17 protein-coding genes are annotated in these 17,351 nt (G+C 66.9%); 12 read left to right on the top strand and 5 right to left on the bottom strand.

The features are described 5' to 3' along the window. Positions 1-12: 12 nt before the first annotated feature. From NDI56_RS12930 to NDI56_RS12890, 9 genes are all read left to right on the top strand, one after another. Positions 13-1,137, top strand: coding sequence for a carbohydrate ABC transporter permease (locus tag NDI56_RS12930; protein ID WP_310919957.1), 1,125 nt, complete (start codon positions 13-15; stop codon positions 1,135-1,137). Continuing rightward, complete coding sequence (locus NDI56_RS12925; RefSeq protein WP_310919956.1) at positions 1,130-1,975, top strand: carbohydrate ABC transporter permease; 846 nt, start codon at positions 1,130-1,132, stop codon at positions 1,973-1,975. Before NDI56_RS12930 ends, NDI56_RS12925 begins: the two co-directional genes overlap by 8 nt. A 3-nt stretch (positions 1,976-1,978) precedes the next feature. Next, positions 1,979-3,103 (top strand): ABC transporter ATP-binding protein, encoded by a 1,125-nt coding sequence (locus NDI56_RS12920; RefSeq protein WP_310919955.1) that lies wholly within the window; start codon positions 1,979-1,981, stop codon positions 3,101-3,103. Between the two features lies 1 nt (position 3,104). Then, positions 3,105-4,253 (top strand): galactonate dehydratase, encoded by a 1,149-nt coding sequence (gene dgoD / locus NDI56_RS12915; RefSeq protein WP_310919954.1) that lies wholly within the window; start codon positions 3,105-3,107, stop codon positions 4,251-4,253. A gap of 1 nt (position 4,254) precedes the next feature. After that, complete coding sequence (locus tag NDI56_RS12910; RefSeq protein ID WP_310919953.1) at positions 4,255-5,031, top strand: SDR family NAD(P)-dependent oxidoreductase; 777 nt, start codon at positions 4,255-4,257, stop codon at positions 5,029-5,031. Next, a complete protein-coding gene (locus tag NDI56_RS12905; RefSeq protein ID WP_310919952.1) occupies positions 5,028-7,028 on the top strand; it encodes a beta-galactosidase in 2,001 nt (666 codons plus the stop codon). The genes NDI56_RS12910 and NDI56_RS12905 overlap by 4 nt, the downstream gene beginning before the upstream one ends. A 357-nt stretch (positions 7,029-7,385) precedes the next feature. Further along, positions 7,386-8,414: a family 43 glycosylhydrolase gene (locus NDI56_RS12900; RefSeq protein WP_310919951.1), complete on the top strand. Its 1,029-nt coding sequence runs from the start codon at positions 7,386-7,388 to the stop codon at positions 8,412-8,414. 76 nt (positions 8,415-8,490) lie between these two features. After that, positions 8,491-8,745, top strand: coding sequence for a glutathione S-transferase N-terminal domain-containing protein (locus NDI56_RS12895; protein ID WP_310919950.1), 255 nt, complete (start codon positions 8,491-8,493; stop codon positions 8,743-8,745). A gap of 210 nt (positions 8,746-8,955) precedes the next feature. Further along, positions 8,956-9,711 (top strand): DUF4397 domain-containing protein, encoded by a 756-nt coding sequence (locus NDI56_RS12890; RefSeq protein ID WP_310919949.1) that lies wholly within the window; start codon positions 8,956-8,958, stop codon positions 9,709-9,711. Between the two features lie 86 nt (positions 9,712-9,797). Here the strand turns inward: NDI56_RS12890 and NDI56_RS12885 are convergent, their stop codons facing one another. Both NDI56_RS12885 and NDI56_RS12880 read right to left on the bottom strand, forming a co-directional pair. After that, positions 9,798-10,637, bottom strand: coding sequence for a CPBP family glutamic-type intramembrane protease (locus NDI56_RS12885; RefSeq protein ID WP_310919948.1), 840 nt, complete (start codon positions 10,635-10,637; stop codon positions 9,798-9,800). Positions 10,638-10,639: 2 nt separating this feature from the next. After that, positions 10,640-11,392 carry a cupin domain-containing protein gene (locus tag NDI56_RS12880; RefSeq protein WP_310919947.1) on the bottom strand — a complete coding sequence of 251 codons (753 nt, stop codon included), beginning with the start codon at positions 11,390-11,392 and terminating at the stop codon, positions 10,640-10,642. Positions 11,393-11,458: 66 nt separating this feature from the next. Between NDI56_RS12880 and NDI56_RS12875 the strand changes: the two genes are divergently transcribed. The 3 genes from NDI56_RS12875 to NDI56_RS12865 all read left to right on the top strand — a co-directional run bounded on the left by NDI56_RS12875 (position 11,459) and on the right by NDI56_RS12865 (position 13,542). Next, positions 11,459-12,157 (top strand): helix-turn-helix domain-containing protein, encoded by a 699-nt coding sequence (locus NDI56_RS12875; protein ID WP_310919946.1) that lies wholly within the window; start codon positions 11,459-11,461, stop codon positions 12,155-12,157. Between the two features lie 49 nt (positions 12,158-12,206). After that, positions 12,207-13,013 (top strand): aldo/keto reductase, encoded by an 807-nt coding sequence (locus tag NDI56_RS12870; RefSeq protein ID WP_310919945.1) that lies wholly within the window; start codon positions 12,207-12,209, stop codon positions 13,011-13,013. A gap of 232 nt (positions 13,014-13,245) precedes the next feature. Then, positions 13,246-13,542 carry a hypothetical protein gene (locus NDI56_RS12865; RefSeq protein ID WP_310919944.1) on the top strand — a complete coding sequence of 99 codons (297 nt, stop codon included), beginning with the start codon at positions 13,246-13,248 and terminating at the stop codon, positions 13,540-13,542. Positions 13,543-13,672: 130 nt separating this feature from the next. Here the strand turns inward: NDI56_RS12865 and NDI56_RS12860 are convergent, their stop codons facing one another. From NDI56_RS12860 to NDI56_RS12850, 3 genes are all read right to left on the bottom strand, one after another. Then, positions 13,673-14,980: an acetamidase/formamidase family protein gene (locus tag NDI56_RS12860; RefSeq protein WP_310919943.1), complete on the bottom strand. Its 1,308-nt coding sequence runs from the start codon at positions 14,978-14,980 to the stop codon at positions 13,673-13,675. Positions 14,981-15,129: 149 nt separating this feature from the next. Beyond that, complete coding sequence (locus NDI56_RS12855) at positions 15,130-16,146, bottom strand: amidohydrolase family protein (RefSeq protein WP_310919942.1); 1,017 nt, start codon at positions 16,144-16,146, stop codon at positions 15,130-15,132. 67 nt (positions 16,147-16,213) lie between these two features. After that, entirely contained in the window at positions 16,214-17,314 is a 1,101-nt protein-coding gene (locus NDI56_RS12850; RefSeq protein WP_310919941.1) for a hypothetical protein, read from the bottom strand. Positions 17,315-17,351: the final 37 nt, after the last annotated feature.

The raw sequence follows: 17,351 nt of genomic DNA, 5'->3' as shown, positions 1-17,351 counted from the left end.
TACCTTCCTTTCATGTCAACCAAGTCCTCGAATCCGGTTAGGGACAAGTTCAACGCGGTCCGCGAGCGGGCCGGCCGGGCCGTCGAGCCGGCGTGGCAATCGGCCATGGACACGGTCCGTCCGCTACGACAGCGACAGATTCGCCGGACTCGCGCGATGGCCGATAGGCTGCCGTTCACGGTCGCCGTCCCGTACCTCTTCCTGACACCGTTTTTCGTGCTGTTCAGTGTCTTCTTGCTGTTCCCGATCCTCTACACGGTGTACCTATCGTTTCATACCTACGAAGGTATCGGGACCGCGACACTGTTCTGGATCGATATCGGGCCGATACAGTACCGACTGACACGGATTGCTCAACTGGAGTTCGTCGGGCTCCAGAACTACCAGCGGCTGCTGGGCGACGCGCTGTTCCAGAACGCGCTGGCGAACACGACGTTCATTCTCCTGGTGCAGGTGCCACTGATGATCGTCCTCGGCCTGGCGCTGGCGCTGGCGCTGAACGCCTCGTGGCTGCGGTTCAAAGGGCTGTTCCGGACGACCATCGCGTTGCCGGTCGCCGCCAATCTGGTCGCGTACGCGACGGTCTTCCTGCTGTTGTTGCAAGACAACGGCCTCGTCAACACCGTCTTCCAGATGGTCGGTCTCCCGGCGGTCCCGTGGCTCACCGGCGGGACGGGGCTCTTGCCCGGGCCGCTCAAGTCGGTCCTGGGTACCGGCTTCTGGCCGCGGATATCACTCGTCGGCGCGGTCACCTGGCGCTGGACGGGCTACAACATGATCATCCTCCTGGCGGGGCTCCAGAGCGTGCCAAAGCAGCTCTACGAGGCCGCCGAGATCGACGGTGCGAACCGCTGGGAGAAGTTCCGGTACGTCACGCTCCCGCAGCTGCGCCCCGTGTTGCTGTTCGTGGTCGTCACCTCGACCATCGGGACCTTCCGGCTGTTCTCCGAACCGCTGATAATCTCGGAAGGCGGCGCGCCGCTGTCGGCCACACGGACCCTCGTAATGTACATCTACAACATGGCGTTCCAGCAGTTCCAGCTCGGCTACGCCAGCGCGATGACCGTCGTGCTGGTCGGCATCGTCGCCGTGCTGTCTATCGTCCAGCTGCGCGTCGGAGGTGAATCCGATGGGTAGTGTCACCCGCGACGAGGCGGGCTGGCGGTTCCTCGGCTACAGTTTCGTCTTGCTGGTCACGCTGTTGATGATCGTCCCCATCTACTGGATCGTCGTCGCCTCGACGCTACCCGAGCAGGCGTTCCTCTCGGCGGGGACCGACGTCCGGCTGTTGCCCGGCTCGAACTTCCTGGCAAATCTCGACGCGTTACAGGCCCGCGAGAGCGTCGACTTCGTCCAGAGCATCTGGAACTCGGTGTTCATCGCGGTCGTCTACACCCTCCTGTCGCTCGTGCTGTGTTCGATGGGCGGGTTCGCCTTCGCGAAGTACGAATTCAAATTCAAGGAGCCGATCTTCTACAGCATCCTGGCGACGCTGACCCTGCCCATCCAGCTGCTCGTCATCCCGCTGTTCCTGTTGGTCTCCCAGATGGGACTGTCGAACTCCTACTGGGCCATTATCCTGCCGTGGGCGGCCAACCCGCTGGGTATCTTCCTGATGCGCCAGAACATGAAGCAGATACCCGACGCCCTGCTGGAGTCGGCGCGCATCGACGGCGCGACCGAGTTCCAGCTCTACTACCGCATCGCACTCCCGACCATGAAATCGTCGCTGGCGGCGCTCGCCATCGTCCTGTTCCTCTTCCAGTGGAACCTCTTCCTGTTCCCGCTGGTCGTCCTCGAACAGGGCAAGTACACCATCCCAGTGGCTATCAACGAACTGATCGGCGCCCAGCGCGTCTACTACGATCAGATCATGGTCGCGGCAGCGCTCAGCATCATCCCGCTGTTCCTGGTGTTCCTGTTCTTACAGCGACACTTCGTCAGCGGAATCCTCGCAGGCTCGGTCAAGGAATAACCAATGGCAGAAATCACTCTCGACACGGTACGAAAGGAGTTCCGCGACAACAGCCGCACTATCGTCGCCGTTAACGACCTCGACCTGACTATCCGCGACGGGGAGTTCCTCGTCCTGGTCGGTCCCTCGGGGTGTGGCAAGACGACGACGCTGCGCAGCGTCGCCGGACTCGAAGAAGTAACGTCGGGCACCATCACCTTCGGCGACGAGGACGTCACCGACCTCCGCGCACGCGACCGCGACGTGGCGATGGTGTTCCAGAACTACGCGCTGTACCCCCACATGAACGTGGAGCGAAACATCGGCTTCGGCCTGCGGCTCTCGACGGACTTCGACTCCCAAGAGATTACGCGGCGAGTCGAGGACACCGCGGAGATGCTCGGTATCGAAGACCTCCTCGGAAAGAAACCGAAGGCCCTCTCGGGCGGCCAGCAACAGCGTGTCGCGCTGGGGCGGGCAATCGTCCGGGACCCCGAGGTGTTCCTGATGGACGAGCCGCTGAGTAACTTAGACGCGAAGCTCCGCGCCCAGATGCGCACCGAGCTCCAGGAACTGCAACACGAACTCGACGTCACCACCGTCTACGTCACCCACGACCAGACGGAGGCGATGGCGATGGGCGACCGCATCGCGATTATGAACGACGGTGAACTCCAGCAGGTCGGCACCGCCGAAGAGGTCTACCGCACTCCGAACAACGAGTTCGTGGCGAACTTCATCGGCTCGCCGTCGATCAACCTGCTGACTGCGACCGTCGAGAACGACCGCCTGACGGGGCCGGGCGGATTCAGTTACGAGCTCTCCGACCCGGCGCCGGTCGAAGGGTACGACCGCGTCCGCGTGGGCATCCGGCCCGAGGACATGACCCTCGTCGAGGACGGTATCGACGCGTCGGTGACTGTCGTCGAACAGATGGGCAACGAGAACTTCTGTTACATGGAGATGGGCGAGGTCGATCTGACCGCCCGAATCGACGCCAGTCTGCGACCGAGCCCCGGGGAGACCGTCGAGTTCGGCTTCGAGGAGACGGCGCTGTACCTCTTCGACCCCGAGACCGGCGAGTCACTCAAGACGATGACCGACGAGACTGACGTCTCTATCGAGGACTACGTCACACAGACAGAATAACATGATTATCACTGACTACGACCTCTACGAAGTACCGCCGCGATGGCTGTTCCTGCGTCTCGAAACGAGCGACGGAATCGTCGGCTGGGGTGAACCAGTCGTCGAGGGCCGGGCTCGCACCGTCAGAACGGCCGTCGAAGAACTGCTCGACACCTACCTGCTGGGGAAGGACCCGATGCGCATCGAGGACCACTGGCAGACGATGTACCGCGGCGGGTTCTACCGCGGCGGTCCGATCCTGATGTCCGCGATCGCCGGTATCGACCAGGCGCTGTGGGACATCAAGGGGAAACACCACGACATGCCCGTCTACGAGCTGCTCGGCGGAAAGGCCCGCGACCGGATGCGGGTCTACCAGTGGGTCGGCGGCGACCGCCCCGAGGGCGTCGCCGACGCCGCTCGCGAGAAGGTCGAGGAGGGCTTTACCGCGCTGAAGATGAACGCGACGGCCGAGCTCCGCCGAGTGGACTCACCGTCGGCTGTCCAGGCCGCCGAGGACCGCCTCGCGGCGGTCCGTGACGCCGTCGGCGAGAAGATAGACATCGGTGTCGACTTCCACGGCCGCGTCTCGAAGTCGATGGCGAAGAAACTCGCCGCGGCCCTGGAGCCGTACGACCCGATGTTCATCGAGGAGCCGGTGCTCCCCGAGCACAACGACGCCCTCCCGGAGCTGGCGAGCCACACGACCACCCCCATCGCGACCGGCGAGCGGATGTTCTCCCGGTGGGACTTCAAGGAGGTCTTCGAGGACGGCTGCGTCGACATCATCCAGCCCGACCTCTCGCACGCCGGCGGCATTACCGAGGTCAAGAAGATCGCCTCGATGGCCGAAGCCTACGACGTGGCGATGGCCCCGCACTGCCCGCTGGGGCCGATCGCACTGGCTGCGTGTCTCCAGGTCGATGCCTGCGCACCGAACGCGCTCATCCAGGAACAGAGCCTCGACATACACTACAACGAGACCAGCGACGTCCTGGACTACCTCAAAGACCCGACTGTGTTCCAGTACCACGACGGCTACGTCGACCTGCCCGAGGGACCGGGACTGGGTATCGACATCGACCACAGCTACGTCCGAATGCAGGCCGGCGAGGTCAACTGGCACAACCCGGTCTGGCGCCACGACGACGGGAGTGTCGCGGAGTGGTGAGATGAACCGCTTCGAGGACGACGTCGCTATCGTCACCGGCTCGACCAGAGGCATCGGCGCGGGCGTCAGCGAACGCCTCGCGGCCGAGGGCGCGAGCGTCATCGTCTCGGGCCGCTCCGAAGACGACGGACGGGAGACCGTCGAGGCCATTCGAGAGGCCGGCGGCACCGCCCACTTCGTCCGGGCCGACATGCGCGACCCCGACGACATCGAGACGCTCGTCGAGGCGACTGTCGCCGAGTTCGGCGGCCTGGACGTGCTGGTCAACAACGCCGGTGTCGAGACCTACACCGGCGCCGACGAAGCGACCGTCGACGACTGGTCGTTCGTCGTCGAGACGGACTTCCGAGCGTTCTGGCTGGCCGCGAAACACGCCCACGAACACATCGAGACGGGCGCGATAGTCAACATGTCGTCGAACCACTCGATAGCGACCACGCCCGGGATATTCCCGTACAACGCCGTCAAGGCCGGTATCAACGGGATGACCCGGGCGATGGCCGTCGACTTCGGCCCACGGATTCGGGTCAACACTGTCGCACCCGGCTGGGTCGCGGTCGACCGGACCACCGGCGATATGGACGCCGAGCGCCGCCGAGAGCTGGAGAGCATCCACCCGACGGGCCGACTGGGGACTCCCGAGGACGTCGCCGGCGCCGTCGCGTTCGTCGCGAGCGACGACGCCGCGTTCGTCACCGGGAGTACGATTACTGTCGACGGCGGACGTACGGCCGTCCTCCAGGACGACTTCTTGCCGGACTACCGGGAGGAACGATGACCGTCGGCGTCTGTTACTTCCCCGAGCACTGGCCCCGGGAGCGCTGGGAACGGGACGTCGAGCAGATGGCCGAAGCCGGCTTCAGCTACGTCCGCATGGCCGAGTTCTCGTGGTCCCGCATCGAGCCCGAACCCGGCGAGATAGAGCTCTCGTGGCTCGAAGAGGCGGTCTCTCTCATCGGCGACCACGGGATGGAAGCGGTGCTGTGTACGCCGACGGCGACGCCCCCGAAGTGGCTCGTCGACAAGGAACCCGGCATCCTCCAGGAAGAACCCGACGGGACCACCCGACAGTACGGGAGCCGCCGGCACTACTGTTTCAACTCCCCGGAGTACCGCGAACAGACCCGGCGCATCGTCTCGGTGATGGCCGAGCGGTTCGCGGACAACCCACACGTCGCCGGCTGGCAGACCGACAACGAGTACGGCTGTCACGAGACGATTCGCTGTTGGTGTGACGACTGCGCGGCGGCGTTCCGCGAGTGGCTCAGCGACGCGTACGGCGACGTCGAGTCGCTCAACGAGGCCTGGGGGACGACCTTCTGGAGCCAGCACCTCCGGTCGTTCGACGAGGTCGACCCGCCGCGTCACACCGCCGCCGAACACCACCCGTCACGGCTGCTCGACTACTACCGGTTCAGCGCGGAGAGCGCCGTCGACTACAACGCCATCCACACGGAACTGCTACGGGAGGCCAACGACGACTGGTTCGTCGCGCACAACTTCATGGGCGATTTCGACTCCTGTGACGTCTACCGCTTCGCCGACGACCTGGACCTGATAACGTGGGACTCCTACCCCACCGGGTTCGCGCAGGACCGACGGCCCGGGGCCGCCAGCGCCGACGAACTGCGGGCCGGCGACCCGGATCAGGTCGGGATGAACCACGACCTCTACCGCGGGGCCAAACAGCAGCCGTTCTGGGTGATGGAACAACAGCCCGGTGACGTCAACTGGCCGCCCTACGCTCCCCAGCCCGGCGAGGGCGCCATGCGGCTGTGGGCGCACCACGCCGTGGCCCACGGCGCGGACGAGGTGCTGTACTTCCGGTGGCGCCGCTGCCGGGAGGGACAAGAGCAGTACCACGCGGGTCTCCGCAAGCAGGACGGCTCGCCCGACCGGGGCTACCGTGACGCCGACCGGACGGCCACGGAACTGGCCGAGCTGGACCTCGACCCGGTCGACGCCGACGTCGCCGTCCTGCACGACTACGACAACCTCTGGGCGACGAGCATCCAGCCCCACGCCCCCGACTGGGAGTACTGGACGCACATGCGCCAGTACTACGCCGCGCTCCGGGCCCGTTCGGTCCAGGCCGACGTTGTCCACCCGGACTGGGACCTCTCGGGGTACGACGCCATCGTCGCACCCGCGCTGCACCTCGTCGACGAGGAGCTCGCCGGAGCCCTCGAATCCCGGGTCGAAGACGGGGCCGAACTCCTGCTTACGGTCCGCTCGGGCGCCAAAGACACGTCCAACAAGCTCCCCGACGTGCCCGCTCCCGGGCCGTTGGCGGACCTCGTCGGCGCGACTGTCGACCAGCACGAGTCCGTCCCGGAGCAGTTGGACCGGCGCGTCTCCTACGACGGAGAGACGTACGGCTACCGCACCTTCGCCGAGTGGCTCGCCCCCGACGGCGCAACCGCTGTCGGCTCACACGTCGGCGGCGTCGGCGACGGCCGCGCGGCGGTCACGGAACACGAGTTCGGTGCGGGCCACGTCACCTACTGCGGCGTCTGGCCCGAAAGCGGTCTCGCTGACGCGGTGGTCGCCGATATGCTCGAGCGGGCGGACGTGCCCCACTCCGAGCGACTGCCTACCGGCGTCCGGGCCACGCAGCGCGACGGCTACACCTGGGTGACGAACTTCACGAGCGACCCGGTCGCCGTCACTGTCCCCGACGACGCCCGGTGGCTCGTCGGCGGAGAAACCGTCGGCGCCTTCGACGCGGCCGTCTACGAGGGCGCTGCTGCGGACCTCTCGCTCGATCAAAGGTAAGCACCAATCCCTCTCGACACCGTCTTTCTCCACTGCTTGACCCGTTCCAGAAGACGGCCGCAGGTGCGAGACGAAAACGAGTAGTCCCGCGACTCGGCGATGTCGGTTTCAGGTCCGGGCGCGGGAATTGAACCCGCCTCTTAGCCACCACAAGGCTAAAGGATGCCACTACCCCAGCCCGGACACGCTGACTGAAGCATTCTGAGGTACTTCGGTGGCACAGAAATACGTTACGAAACGGACCCCCTGTGGTGTGAGCCGCCATCGCACGAGCACGCCTCGCTAACGGCTGGCGACCGGAGAAAAGCTTGCGACAGCGTGCAGCGCCCTTTTGTGACCCTTCGGCCAAGCCCCGGTGTGAACCGGCGCGAACTGCTCGCGGGCGTCGGAGCGGGGGCGCTGGTCGGGACCGCCACGCGAGCGTACCAGTCGGCAGACACCTACCGCAACCCGGTCTACGACCACGTCTTCCCGGACCCAGACGTGCTCCGGGTCGAGAGCACCTACTACGCTTACGGCACCTACCACCAGTGGGCCTCGGGCCCCGTGGAGCGCCAGTTGGTACCCGTGCTGCGGTCGTCGAACCTCGTCGACTGGGAGCCCGTCGGGCCGGCCTTCGAGGCGGCGCCGCCGTGGTCGCGCTACCGGGGGCTCTGGGCGCCGGGGGTCGGCCGACGCGGGGGCCGGACGCTGCTATACTACTCCGACGCGGAGTTCGGTGCCGAGAATCCGGGCGTCGGCGTCGCTACCGCTCCGGACCCGACCGGTCCCTTCGAGCCCCGCGGTGGGCTCTTCAGGAGTGAGCCCGTCGGTGTCCCGAACTCCATCGACCCGATGCTGTTCGAGGGCGGGCATCCGTATCTGTTCTGGGGAAGCCATCGGGGCAGCTACGGCGTCCGGCTGGCCGACGACGGCCTCTCGACCGCGGGGGAGAAGTTCCAGATAGCGGGCGAGGGCGTCGAGGCGCCCTACGTCGTCGAGCGCGACGGCTGTTTCTACTTCTTCGGCTCGCGGGGGACCTGCTGTGCGGGCGCCGAGAGCACCTATCACGTCGTCACGGGTCGGGCCGAGCAGCTACGCGGCCCCTATCGCAACCGCGACGGGGAGCGCCTCACGGCCGACGGCGCGACCGGGACGACTATCCTGCAGAGTAGCGAGACGTTCCGCGCACCGGGCCACTGCGCGGTGGTCTGTGACGCACAGGGCGGCTGGTGGCTGCTGTATCACGCCTACGTCGCGGGCAAGGCGTGGGTCGGGGACACGCCGCGCCGGGTCCTCATGCTCGACCGCCTTCGATGGCGGGACGGCTGGCCGGTGGTGGGCGAGGACGGCACGCCGAGCCGCGTGGGGAAGGTGCCGCCGGCCTCGCACAGCTACTCGGCGTAGTGTTCTAACGGAGTCACCCACCTCACATCCAGCGCCAGCCGAGCCGTTATCGGTCTGGCGTCCCTCCGTGCGAACGATGCTCGAACTCTACCAGGCCGAGGGCTGCCCCTACTCGGAGAAGGCCCGCCAGAAGCTGTCCGACCTGGGCGTCTCGTACACGATCCACAATCCCCGCACGCACGAGGGGGAGACGCTGAACGAGCAGACCCACGACGAACTGCTCGCCCTCGGCGGCGAGGACCAGATTCCGTTCCTCGTCGACCACCGGCGCGAGGAGACGACGTACGAGAGCGACGACATCGTCGAGTACCTCGACGAACACTACAGCTGAGTGGGCCGAGACAGGCGAGCCGGGTCCGGCGTCGCGGTGGTCGCGTTTCGCTCACGGATACGTCGCAGCTGCCAGCCGGGAGCGTGCAGTAAGTCACGGCAGCCGTTTGATAAGTCAGTCTTTCGGCTCTCCTCCCGTCCAGCTATCTCTGAACGGAGTATCGTATCACATTAATAACAATATTGGAACTGTCCTTCTCCACCTGTCGCAATGTCCAGCAGCTCAACAAGCAGACCGGCAGTAGCGCGATTACTCGCGCTCGTACTTGCAGCGGCCGTATTCGGGAGTCTAGTTGTCGCCAGCGTCGGCGTCGCGGCGGCACAGGAGGACCAGTCGGACGCGGAAGTCCGGGTCATCCACGCGGTCCCTGACGCGCCGGCAGTCGACGTCTACGTCGACGGCGAACTGGTCTTCGAGGACGTCGAGTTCGGGGAGGAAAGCGAGTACCAATCGGTCCCAGCGGGAACACAGACGGTCACGGTGACTCCGGCGAACGATTCTGAAACGGTCGTGTACGAAGAGGAGCTAGATGTCGAGTCCGGCCAGGCCACCGTCGCTGTCGGCGGTGAGCTCGCCGCCGACGGCGAGGACCTCGTCGCTGTCGCGCTCCCCGACGACGCAGAGCCGGGAGAGAACGAATCGGCGGTCCGACTCGCCCACCTCGCACCTGACGCGCCAGCGGTCGACGTGACCGTCGCGGAGACCGGCGACGTGCTCTTCGACGACGTCGAGTTCGGCAACGCGACCGAGTACGCGACGGTTCCGCCGGGCGAGTACGAGCTGGAGGTCCGGAACGCGACGGACGACGACGACGGCGAAGTCGTTCAGACAGTCAACGTGACTGTCGAGGACGGTGAGGCCTACACCGCGGTCGCCACGGGCTACCTCGACACCGAAGAGGCACCCGTTGACGAACCCTTCACCGTCGAGGTGTACCAGGACAGGACGAACGCCAGCGACGAATAGTGGGCGGTCACTGCTCACGGACCGTCGAGCGGTGTGAACCGCCCCGTCTCTGACCTGCAGCGGTGTCGGTCGGGACAGAGCGGCGTTCAGGACGCGAACCCCTTGCGAGACCAGACCGGCGCTGGCCGGTCCGGGTCGAGCACGCGTACGGCCAGGTAGACGACCGAGACGAGAGCGGCGTATTCGACGGCACCGGCGACGAGGTGGAGTTCGGCCGGAACGTGCACTGAAACCAGGAGAGGCGGATAGTTCATCGTCGCGTGACAGAGCGCGACCAGCCAGAGGTTCCCCGTGACTGCGTACACGAGCCCGTAGGCGAGACCCGCGAGCGTCAGCCCGGCGAATCGGACGACCAGCGCGGTACCGACTCCGTGCCCCGACGCGAGAACCCACCGCGGGAGGTGGAAGACGGCGAACAGGAGCGCCGCGGCCGCGACGCCGGCGACGACCGTGCGGCGGGTGTCGCCGCCGGCCATCGCGACGAGTCGCTGCTGGAGATACGCACGGAAGAACAGTTCTTCCGGAATCGCGGTGAACAGGAGCGAGCTGGACAGCGCCGCGAGATAGGGGAGCGGGCGGGCGGCGGCGCGCGACCACGCGGCCTCGAACCCGACGACGCCGCCCAGCGCGAGGGCGACCGCGACGAGATTGTACAGCGCCCAGAACGCGGCGAGGACCCCGCTCACGGAGACGAGGGCGCGAGCGGACGGGAGGACCCTGCGTTGCGAGACGCCCTCGACTGTGAACGCACCGATAGCGAGTCCGACGAGGAACACGCCCCAGGCCATCCCCAGAACGGGCGGCGGTGACGCTGCCGGGGACACGAACACCAGCGCGGACAGGACACCGATGACGACGAGGTACGCGGCGGCGGGGACCAGCGGCCCCCGCTCGAACGTCAGCGGGGTCCGGTCAGTCAGCCCCATCGTCACGTGTCCCACGCCGGTTGCTCGACGTGTCGGTCCCAGAACGGCGAGTCGAGATACGCGTCGTCGATGCCGGGCACTCCGGACAGGCGGGCGGCCCGTCCGACGACTGCCCAGAGGAGTCGCTGAACCGGGAGCGGAGCCATCGACATCGCCGTCTCGTCGAACAGGTCCGCCGCGATGGCGAGCGAGCGCACCGGTCCCGGGCCGGGGTAGGTGCCGTCGTCGTCGCTGCCGCGCTCGTGTGCCAGCCCCCAGACCGTATAGAGCGCGCTCACTGTCCGCATCGACGGGAGTTCCGCGCGGAACGCGACGGTCTCGTCGGTGTCGTTTCGGAAAGTGTGGGCTTGCCCCGGTCGGACAGTCAGCGAGTCGCCGGGACCGAGTCGAACGGGGTCGCCCTCGCGGAGGACAGTGAGGGTCCCTTCGAGCGACCTGAACGTCTCTGTCGTCGGATGGCGGTGGGGAGGTGGCGCGGGTGACGCCGGCGACACCCACTGGACCAGCACGGGACGGTCGCTCTCGCCCTGGTCCGGCCGCTCTAGCAGCGTCGCCCACGTCTCGCTCACCGGGTCGGAAACGAGCGGGCGAGGCGACTGCCGCAGGAGGACACTCGCAGCGCTCTCGGGATGCAAGTCGAGGGCCGGTCCGTCAGTGGGGGTTCCGTCCGCGAGCGGGCGACCGGTCCGCAGCGTCTGTCCCCCGCCGTCGTCGATACGCTCTCCCCTGTCAGAGGGTCGCCTCTCGGAGTCCATCTCGGTCCCGAGCTACGGTCCATCGTCGAATGGAGCTTCTGTGAGGTATGCATGTGGGATTTATCCATGCCTCGCTCGATACGTGAGGGCGTGAAACACCTCCAGGTCACCGTCCACGTCGACGACGACCACGCACCGGAATTTTTCGAGTTGCTGGCCGATTCGCCGACCATCGCGGAGGCCCGGTTGGTCGACTGGAGCATGACGGCGGACGACCAGTCGACGCTCCTGTACACTGTCGACGGCGATCCGACGACCGTCGCCGAACGGGCGACCGATACCGACGGTATCGAGTCCGTGGAACTGTCGGAGACGACGCGGGGCCGGACGTACGTGCTGGTCGTCATGCGACCGCTGGAAACGCCGCTGTTTGCCGCCATCCACCGGGCGTCCACACAGGCTGGCCTCGTCGTCCGCAAACCGATCGTCTACCGCGACGGGACCATGGCGGCTCGGGTCGTCGGCGACGCTGCCGCCCTCCAGCGCGCCCTCGACGCCGCACCCGATGGCGTCGACGTCCGGATAGACGAAATCGGCCGGCTCCGGGCGGGGGCCGACGGTCCGGTAGCGAGTCTCAGCGACAGACAGCGCGAGGCAGTCGCCGCCGCGGTCGAACTGGGCTACTACAACCAGCCCCGCGGAGCAACGCACGAAGACGTCGCCGCCGAACTCGACTGTGCGCCGCCGACGGCCAGCGACCACCTCCAGAAGGCGGAAGCGAACATCGTCCGCGCGGTGATGGACCAGTTCGGGGGTGGCGCGTGACTCGCTCCCGTATCCGAGGGCCTAATGACGTCCCCGTCCACCATCTGCTATGACCGTACCGACCATCTCGAACGGGCTTCCGGCACTCGGACTCGGCACGTACAAGAACACGGGCGAGCAGGCCACCGAAAGCGTCACCACGGCGCTGGAGATGGGCTATCGCCACATCGACACCGCGGCCTACTACGAGAACGAGGCGGCGGTCGGCGCCGGTATCGAGGCGTCGTCGGTGCCCCGAGAGGAAGTCGTCGTCGCGACGAAACTCTGGTACGACGACCTCGCCGGCGACGACGTCGTCCCGAGCGCGACGGCGAGCCTCGACCGGCTCGGTCTGGACTACGTAGACCTCCTCTACGTCCACTGGCCGGCGGGTAGCTACGACGCCGCGGAGACGATGGCGGCGTTCAACGACCTCTACGACGAGGGGGTCGTCGACAGTATCGCGGTGAGCAACTTCACGCCCGAGCAGATAGCGACCGCACAGAAACACTCCGAGGCGCCCATCGCCGCGAATCAGGTCGAGCTCCACCCGCTCCTCCAGCAGGACGAGCTACGGGCGTACTGCGACCGAAACGACGTCGCCGTCGTCGCTTACGCGCCCATCGCCCGCGGGAAAGTGTCCGACGTGCCCGAACTGACCGACATCGCCGGGAAACACGACGCCAGCGAGGTCCAGGTCGCGCTGGCGTGGCTTCGCCAGAACGACGTCGCGGCGATTCCCAAGGCGACCGGCGAAGCCCACATCCGAGCGAACTGGGAGAGCCAGCGGCTCACGCTCGACGATACCGACCTCGCGAAGATAGACGAGCTCGACTACCACGAGCGGCTCATCGACCCCGGCTTCGCAGCGTGGTGAGGTGATACTGTCGGCTGTGAGCACGCGGAGGTGTCCGGTACCCGGGATGTCGAATTCTCCCGTGCTGTTACAGCCGGCAGCACGACTCCGAGCTGTGCAGAGAGCGTCGTCGACGCACGGGAGCCATCGACTGCGCGTCTCGAACGCGCGGAGGTGCCGTCGGCTGTCACCGCAGGCTCGGGCGAATATTTATAATGGTTAATAGCTAACTTTCACACAGTGCGTGGTATGTATGCCCACACCATACAAGCGCGAGCAGACGGACGAGGGACCGCACACTCCGGCTGAACAGTGCCTCCCGGGGACGGTCGGGACTGTCGAGCACTGTCTCTGTGGCGTCGCCGGGCTGCTCTGTACTGGGGCGATACTCGCGCTGTGGTATCCAGCGCTGGTGGCCGTCACACAGCCGCTGTACGTGCTCTCTTCGACTGCGGTGGTCGCCGTCGTCACGACACTCTGGCTCCTGACCTGGCTGGGAGTGGAGTTCGTGTGGGAGTGGCGAGCCGGTCGGCTGCGCGGAGAGCTGTAGTCAGTTGTCGAGCCCTAGGTCCTGAACAGTCTGTAGAGACCGGCCGCGACGACTCCCGTCCAGACCACGTCGTTGCACTGGGAGAGGGTTGTGGACGTGTGCTCGCTATACCAGCGCTGGCGGTGGGGTATTAGAGCCCGTACTGTGCGCGGACGGTGTCGGCGAGACCGCGCTCGGCTAACACGTCTAGCGGCGCGAGCATATCGAGCTGGACGACGCCGGGGAGCCGGCCGATCTGGACGCCCCCGGTGAAGGTACAGCGCGCCCGGACCTCGCCTTCGGTCATATCGAGCAGCGTCGTCGCCCGGTCGAAGGCGTTCTGTGTGGCGTCGTTGACCGTCGCGCCCGACCCCACTACCTGAATCGGCGCCATCTCCGTCTCCACGTCGACGCCGTGGGCTGTGCCGAGCTCGCGGCCGGCCTCGCGCTCCGCGTCGCTGTAGGGCCGGCTGATGAACGGCAGGTCCTCTTCGGTGGGAAGCAAGACGGGGCCGTCGAGTTCGAGCCCCTGGATGACCTCGACGTCCATCGTGACGGTCCCGCTGACGTCGGTGGTGTGCAGGGAGAGCTCCCCGTCGCCCTGGTTCGCGTGGAGGTCGCCGACGTAGATGCCGCCGCCGTCGATGGCGACGGGACAGATGAGTGTCGCGCCCTCGCGGACTTCCGGGATGTCCATGTGGCCGTCGGTCCGCGCTTCGAGGTCGGCCTCGGTCTCGACGCCGTAGTCGTGGTCCGCGCCGATGAGACTCTGCCCGAAGTCCCCCGCGTTGTGCGAGTCCGGCATCGTCACCGGCGGTGTCGTGCCGATGTTCCCGATAAACGGGCGCAGCCGGCCGAGTGTGCCTGGCATCCCGTCAGGCTCGTACAGCAGTATCGGGTGCTGGCGGGCGTTCTCGGGGATATCCATCACTGCCTCGGCGTCCGTCGCCAGCTCGTGGGCGCCGTCTGTATCGAGGGTGACGCCGACGCCGTTCTCGTGGTCGAACGCCACGGTGTAACCGTACTCGAAGCCAAAGGAGGAGGCGTTCGCACCGCACTCAGCACACCGGATGGCGTCCTCACCGGTGCCCTCGACGACCGAGTCGGGCCACGTCGTTCCGCACTCCGGACACCGGTGGTCGACGAACGGGTCGTCCCGGAAAGCGTCTTCGCGCTCGGCCATAGACCCCGTACTCGTCGCCATGCTCGTCACCTCGATATCGCGGATGTGTATCGCTACGGCGTCGCCGACGGTCGCGCCCTCGACGCGGATGGGGCGTGTCACTTCGTGGCCGCCGCGAAAGGAGGGCGTGACCATCGGCCCCCAACAGCCCGGCGGCGTGTACGTCGTGACTCGGCCCCCGTCGGCGACCGTACCGGCCCACTCCTGGTCCGGACCGACCAGTCCGAGCGTGTACTGGTCGACGTGTAGCTCCTCTGGTACACCTTGCTGTGCCATAATATCTCACGATACGGTCTAGCACGACATAACGATAGCGTCCGGGAACCCCATACCCGAGTCGAGCACTGCGAATCCGCTGGACACGTTCGGACAGCGCTCGTCGCCGTCGAAGTCGAAACTGGCCACAGAACGAACAGACAGAGAACTCAGACCAGCACCCGCTCGACGTCGAGCGGTGTGGCGCGCCGGACGACCGCTTCGACCGGGTCGGCCGACCCCGCCAGGTTGTCCGAGTCGCCGTCGAGGACGGTGAGCGCCGCGCGTCGGCCGGGAGCGATTCGCCCGCAGTCGAGACCGGCGATGTCGGCGCCGGCCGTCGTCGCCATCCCCAGGACCTCCCGTGCGCTCACGTCGAACTGCGTGGCCGTGTAGGCCATCTCGCGGAACATGTTCGGCGGGTTCAACATCACGTTGTCCGTCCCGAGTGCGACCGTCGTGTGGTCGAGTAGCTCCCGAATCGGCGGCCGGCCGACGTCGAGGACGGCGTTCGTCCGCGGGCAGGCCGCGATGGGGACCGACTGCGCCGCGACCCGGTCGAGGTGCTCCTGCCGGGCGTGGACCATGTGGACCAGCAGGTCCGGCTCCAGGTCGAGCGCGGGGTGGATATCGGAGGCGTCGGGCTCGCCGGCGTGGATGGCGAAGGGCACTCCACGCTCCGCCGTCGCGGCGCGCTCGTCGGTGAAATCGGCGTCGTTCGCACCGGACGCCCCGTAGCCGTCGGCGACGTCGAGGACGGACAGCTCGTCGCTCCCGAAGATGAACGGCTCGATAGCGAGCGGCTCGGCCGCCTCGCGCAGCGCCTGTGCCCCCTCGACCCCGAACTCCCGGAAGTCGAGACAGGTTATCGTCCCGGTGCGGTGCACGTGTCGAAGCGTCCGGCGCATGGCCGTCACGAGCTCGGTTCGGTCGGCGGCCGCCAGCCGGCGGTGTTTCAGGCTCTCCGGCGGCACCACCGCGTCTTCGAGCGACAGCCCGACGGCCGCGTCTTTGGCGACGCTGTCGCCGAGGTGGGTGTGCGCGTTGACGAACGCCGGGACGATGATGTCGGTCGCGTCGGTCTCGGCTTCCTCGACGGCCTCGATGCGGCCGTCTTCGACGACGACGCGTCCACGAATCGGCTCGAACGACTCCCCCACGAGAACGGTCCCGGCTAGTTCCTCCATACGCAGGGTCCGGAGCAGGGACGGATATGGGTTTCTACGTGTGGGACGTGACCGCGTCAGGTGCCAGCTACGCGTCGCTCCCGCCGGCGTCGCCCGTCGACCCCTCGCTCACTGATTCGGACCCCCAGCTCATACCGACACTGAGCAGCGTCACGCCGTCGGCCGTCGATATCGTGACCGAGGCGGGGCTCTCGATGGGGACGGTCGCGTCGGCGGCCGGTCGGTCTTCCGTCACCACGAGCGACTCGTCGGCCGGCGCGAAGTAGGCGTACCGGGTGTCGCCGGCTTCGAGCGGGGAGTCGAAGGTGACGGTACCGGCGGTGTCGTTCGCGGAGAAGGCGAGCGTGGTGTTTCGCGGGACCGTGTCACCGCCGTCGTGGTCGATGCGGAGGTACGAGTCGTCCACGACGTCCGTGGAGAGGTCGGGATGCAGGTCGGCGGTCGGCGGCACGTCGGCGAGCCACCCGGGGGCGGGCACACGGTCGACGGGAGCCTGCCGTCGTTCGTACGTGTAGGTCACCGTCTGACCGTCTCGCTGCCCGGTGACTGTGAGGTTCTGAATCCCGCCCTCTTGGGTCAGCACCAGCCGAGCGCGCTCCGGCGTCGCGCCGTCGAGAACCGGGCTGTTCGGCGACGTGGTGAACTCGTCCGCGGTCAACACGACGGTCGCCGAGTCGGACGGCTCGGTAGCGACGGTGAAGTCGCCGGCAGCCAGAACGGTTTCGAGCGACGAGTTGACGCCTTCGAGCGGCCGGAACGGCTGCTCCACGACGCGGTAGGTCGTCTCGCCGCCGGTTTCCGCCCGCACGTAGGTAGCCGTGTCGTTGCGGTAGTAGTCGACGGTCGACTCGTTGCCGTCGGCCGAGACCGTCCGCGAGAACTCGAAGGCGCCGTCGTCAGCCACCGTCAGCAGCATCCGCGTCTCTCTGTCGGGGGCGGTCTGTGTGATTCGTATCGTCGCGCCGTCGCCGACGACGGCGGCCCCGTTCGCCGTCGCGAGAGCGGCGGCGTCCGTCAGTGTCCCGTTCGAAACGCCGGGAATCTCCTCGGGCGAGACGTCAGTTTCGTCGGTCGGCTCCGCCGTCGGTGTGCCCGGGCTCTGGACGCCGGAATACCCCGCTATCGTCACCGAGGCGAGGACGACGAGAACGAGTGCGCTTCGTACCATTACGTCGACCGTCACCTGGGGGCAAATTAACGGTTTG

Origin of the sequence: Halomicroarcula saliterrae (assembly GCF_031624395.1) — an archaeon.
In the GTDB taxonomy this organism is placed as follows: Archaea; Halobacteriota; Halobacteria; order Halobacteriales; family Haloarculaceae; genus Haloarcula; species Haloarcula saliterrae.
The sequence above is the reverse complement of the archived record's forward strand: the minus strand, read 5'-3'. Positions and strand labels throughout refer to the sequence as shown.

What these genes read in the sequence shown, in the direction of transcription:
- NDI56_RS12930 (WP_310919957.1), top strand. Translation starts at nt 13, where the DNA reads ATGTCAACCAAGTCCTCGAATCCGGTTAGGGACAAGTTCAACGCGGTC.
- NDI56_RS12925 (WP_310919956.1), top strand. Translation starts at nt 1,130, where the DNA reads ATGGGTAGTGTCACCCGCGACGAGGCGGGCTGGCGGTTCCTCGGCTAC.
- NDI56_RS12920 (WP_310919955.1), top strand. Translation starts at nt 1,979, where the DNA reads ATGGCAGAAATCACTCTCGACACGGTACGAAAGGAGTTCCGCGACAAC.
- dgoD (WP_310919954.1), top strand. Translation starts at nt 3,105, where the DNA reads ATGATTATCACTGACTACGACCTCTACGAAGTACCGCCGCGATGGCTG.
- NDI56_RS12910 (WP_310919953.1), top strand. Translation starts at nt 4,255, where the DNA reads ATGAACCGCTTCGAGGACGACGTCGCTATCGTCACCGGCTCGACCAGA.
- NDI56_RS12905 (WP_310919952.1), top strand. Translation starts at nt 5,028, where the DNA reads ATGACCGTCGGCGTCTGTTACTTCCCCGAGCACTGGCCCCGGGAGCGC.
- NDI56_RS12895 (WP_310919950.1), top strand. Translation starts at nt 8,491, where the DNA reads ATGCTCGAACTCTACCAGGCCGAGGGCTGCCCCTACTCGGAGAAGGCC.
- NDI56_RS12890 (WP_310919949.1), top strand. Translation starts at nt 8,956, where the DNA reads ATGTCCAGCAGCTCAACAAGCAGACCGGCAGTAGCGCGATTACTCGCG.
- NDI56_RS12885 (WP_310919948.1), bottom strand. Translation starts at nt 10,637, where the DNA reads ATGGGGCTGACTGACCGGACCCCGCTGACGTTCGAGCGGGGGCCGCTG.
- NDI56_RS12880 (WP_310919947.1), bottom strand. Translation starts at nt 11,392, where the DNA reads ATGGACTCCGAGAGGCGACCCTCTGACAGGGGAGAGCGTATCGACGAC.
- NDI56_RS12875 (WP_310919946.1), top strand. Translation starts at nt 11,459, where the DNA reads ATGCCTCGCTCGATACGTGAGGGCGTGAAACACCTCCAGGTCACCGTC.
- NDI56_RS12870 (WP_310919945.1), top strand. Translation starts at nt 12,207, where the DNA reads ATGACCGTACCGACCATCTCGAACGGGCTTCCGGCACTCGGACTCGGC.
- NDI56_RS12865 (WP_310919944.1), top strand. Translation starts at nt 13,246, where the DNA reads ATGCCCACACCATACAAGCGCGAGCAGACGGACGAGGGACCGCACACT.
- NDI56_RS12860 (WP_310919943.1), bottom strand. Translation starts at nt 14,980, where the DNA reads ATGGCACAGCAAGGTGTACCAGAGGAGCTACACGTCGACCAGTACACG.
- NDI56_RS12855 (WP_310919942.1), bottom strand. Translation starts at nt 16,146, where the DNA reads ATGGAGGAACTAGCCGGGACCGTTCTCGTGGGGGAGTCGTTCGAGCCG.
- NDI56_RS12850 (WP_310919941.1), bottom strand. Translation starts at nt 17,314, where the DNA reads ATGGTACGAAGCGCACTCGTTCTCGTCGTCCTCGCCTCGGTGACGATA.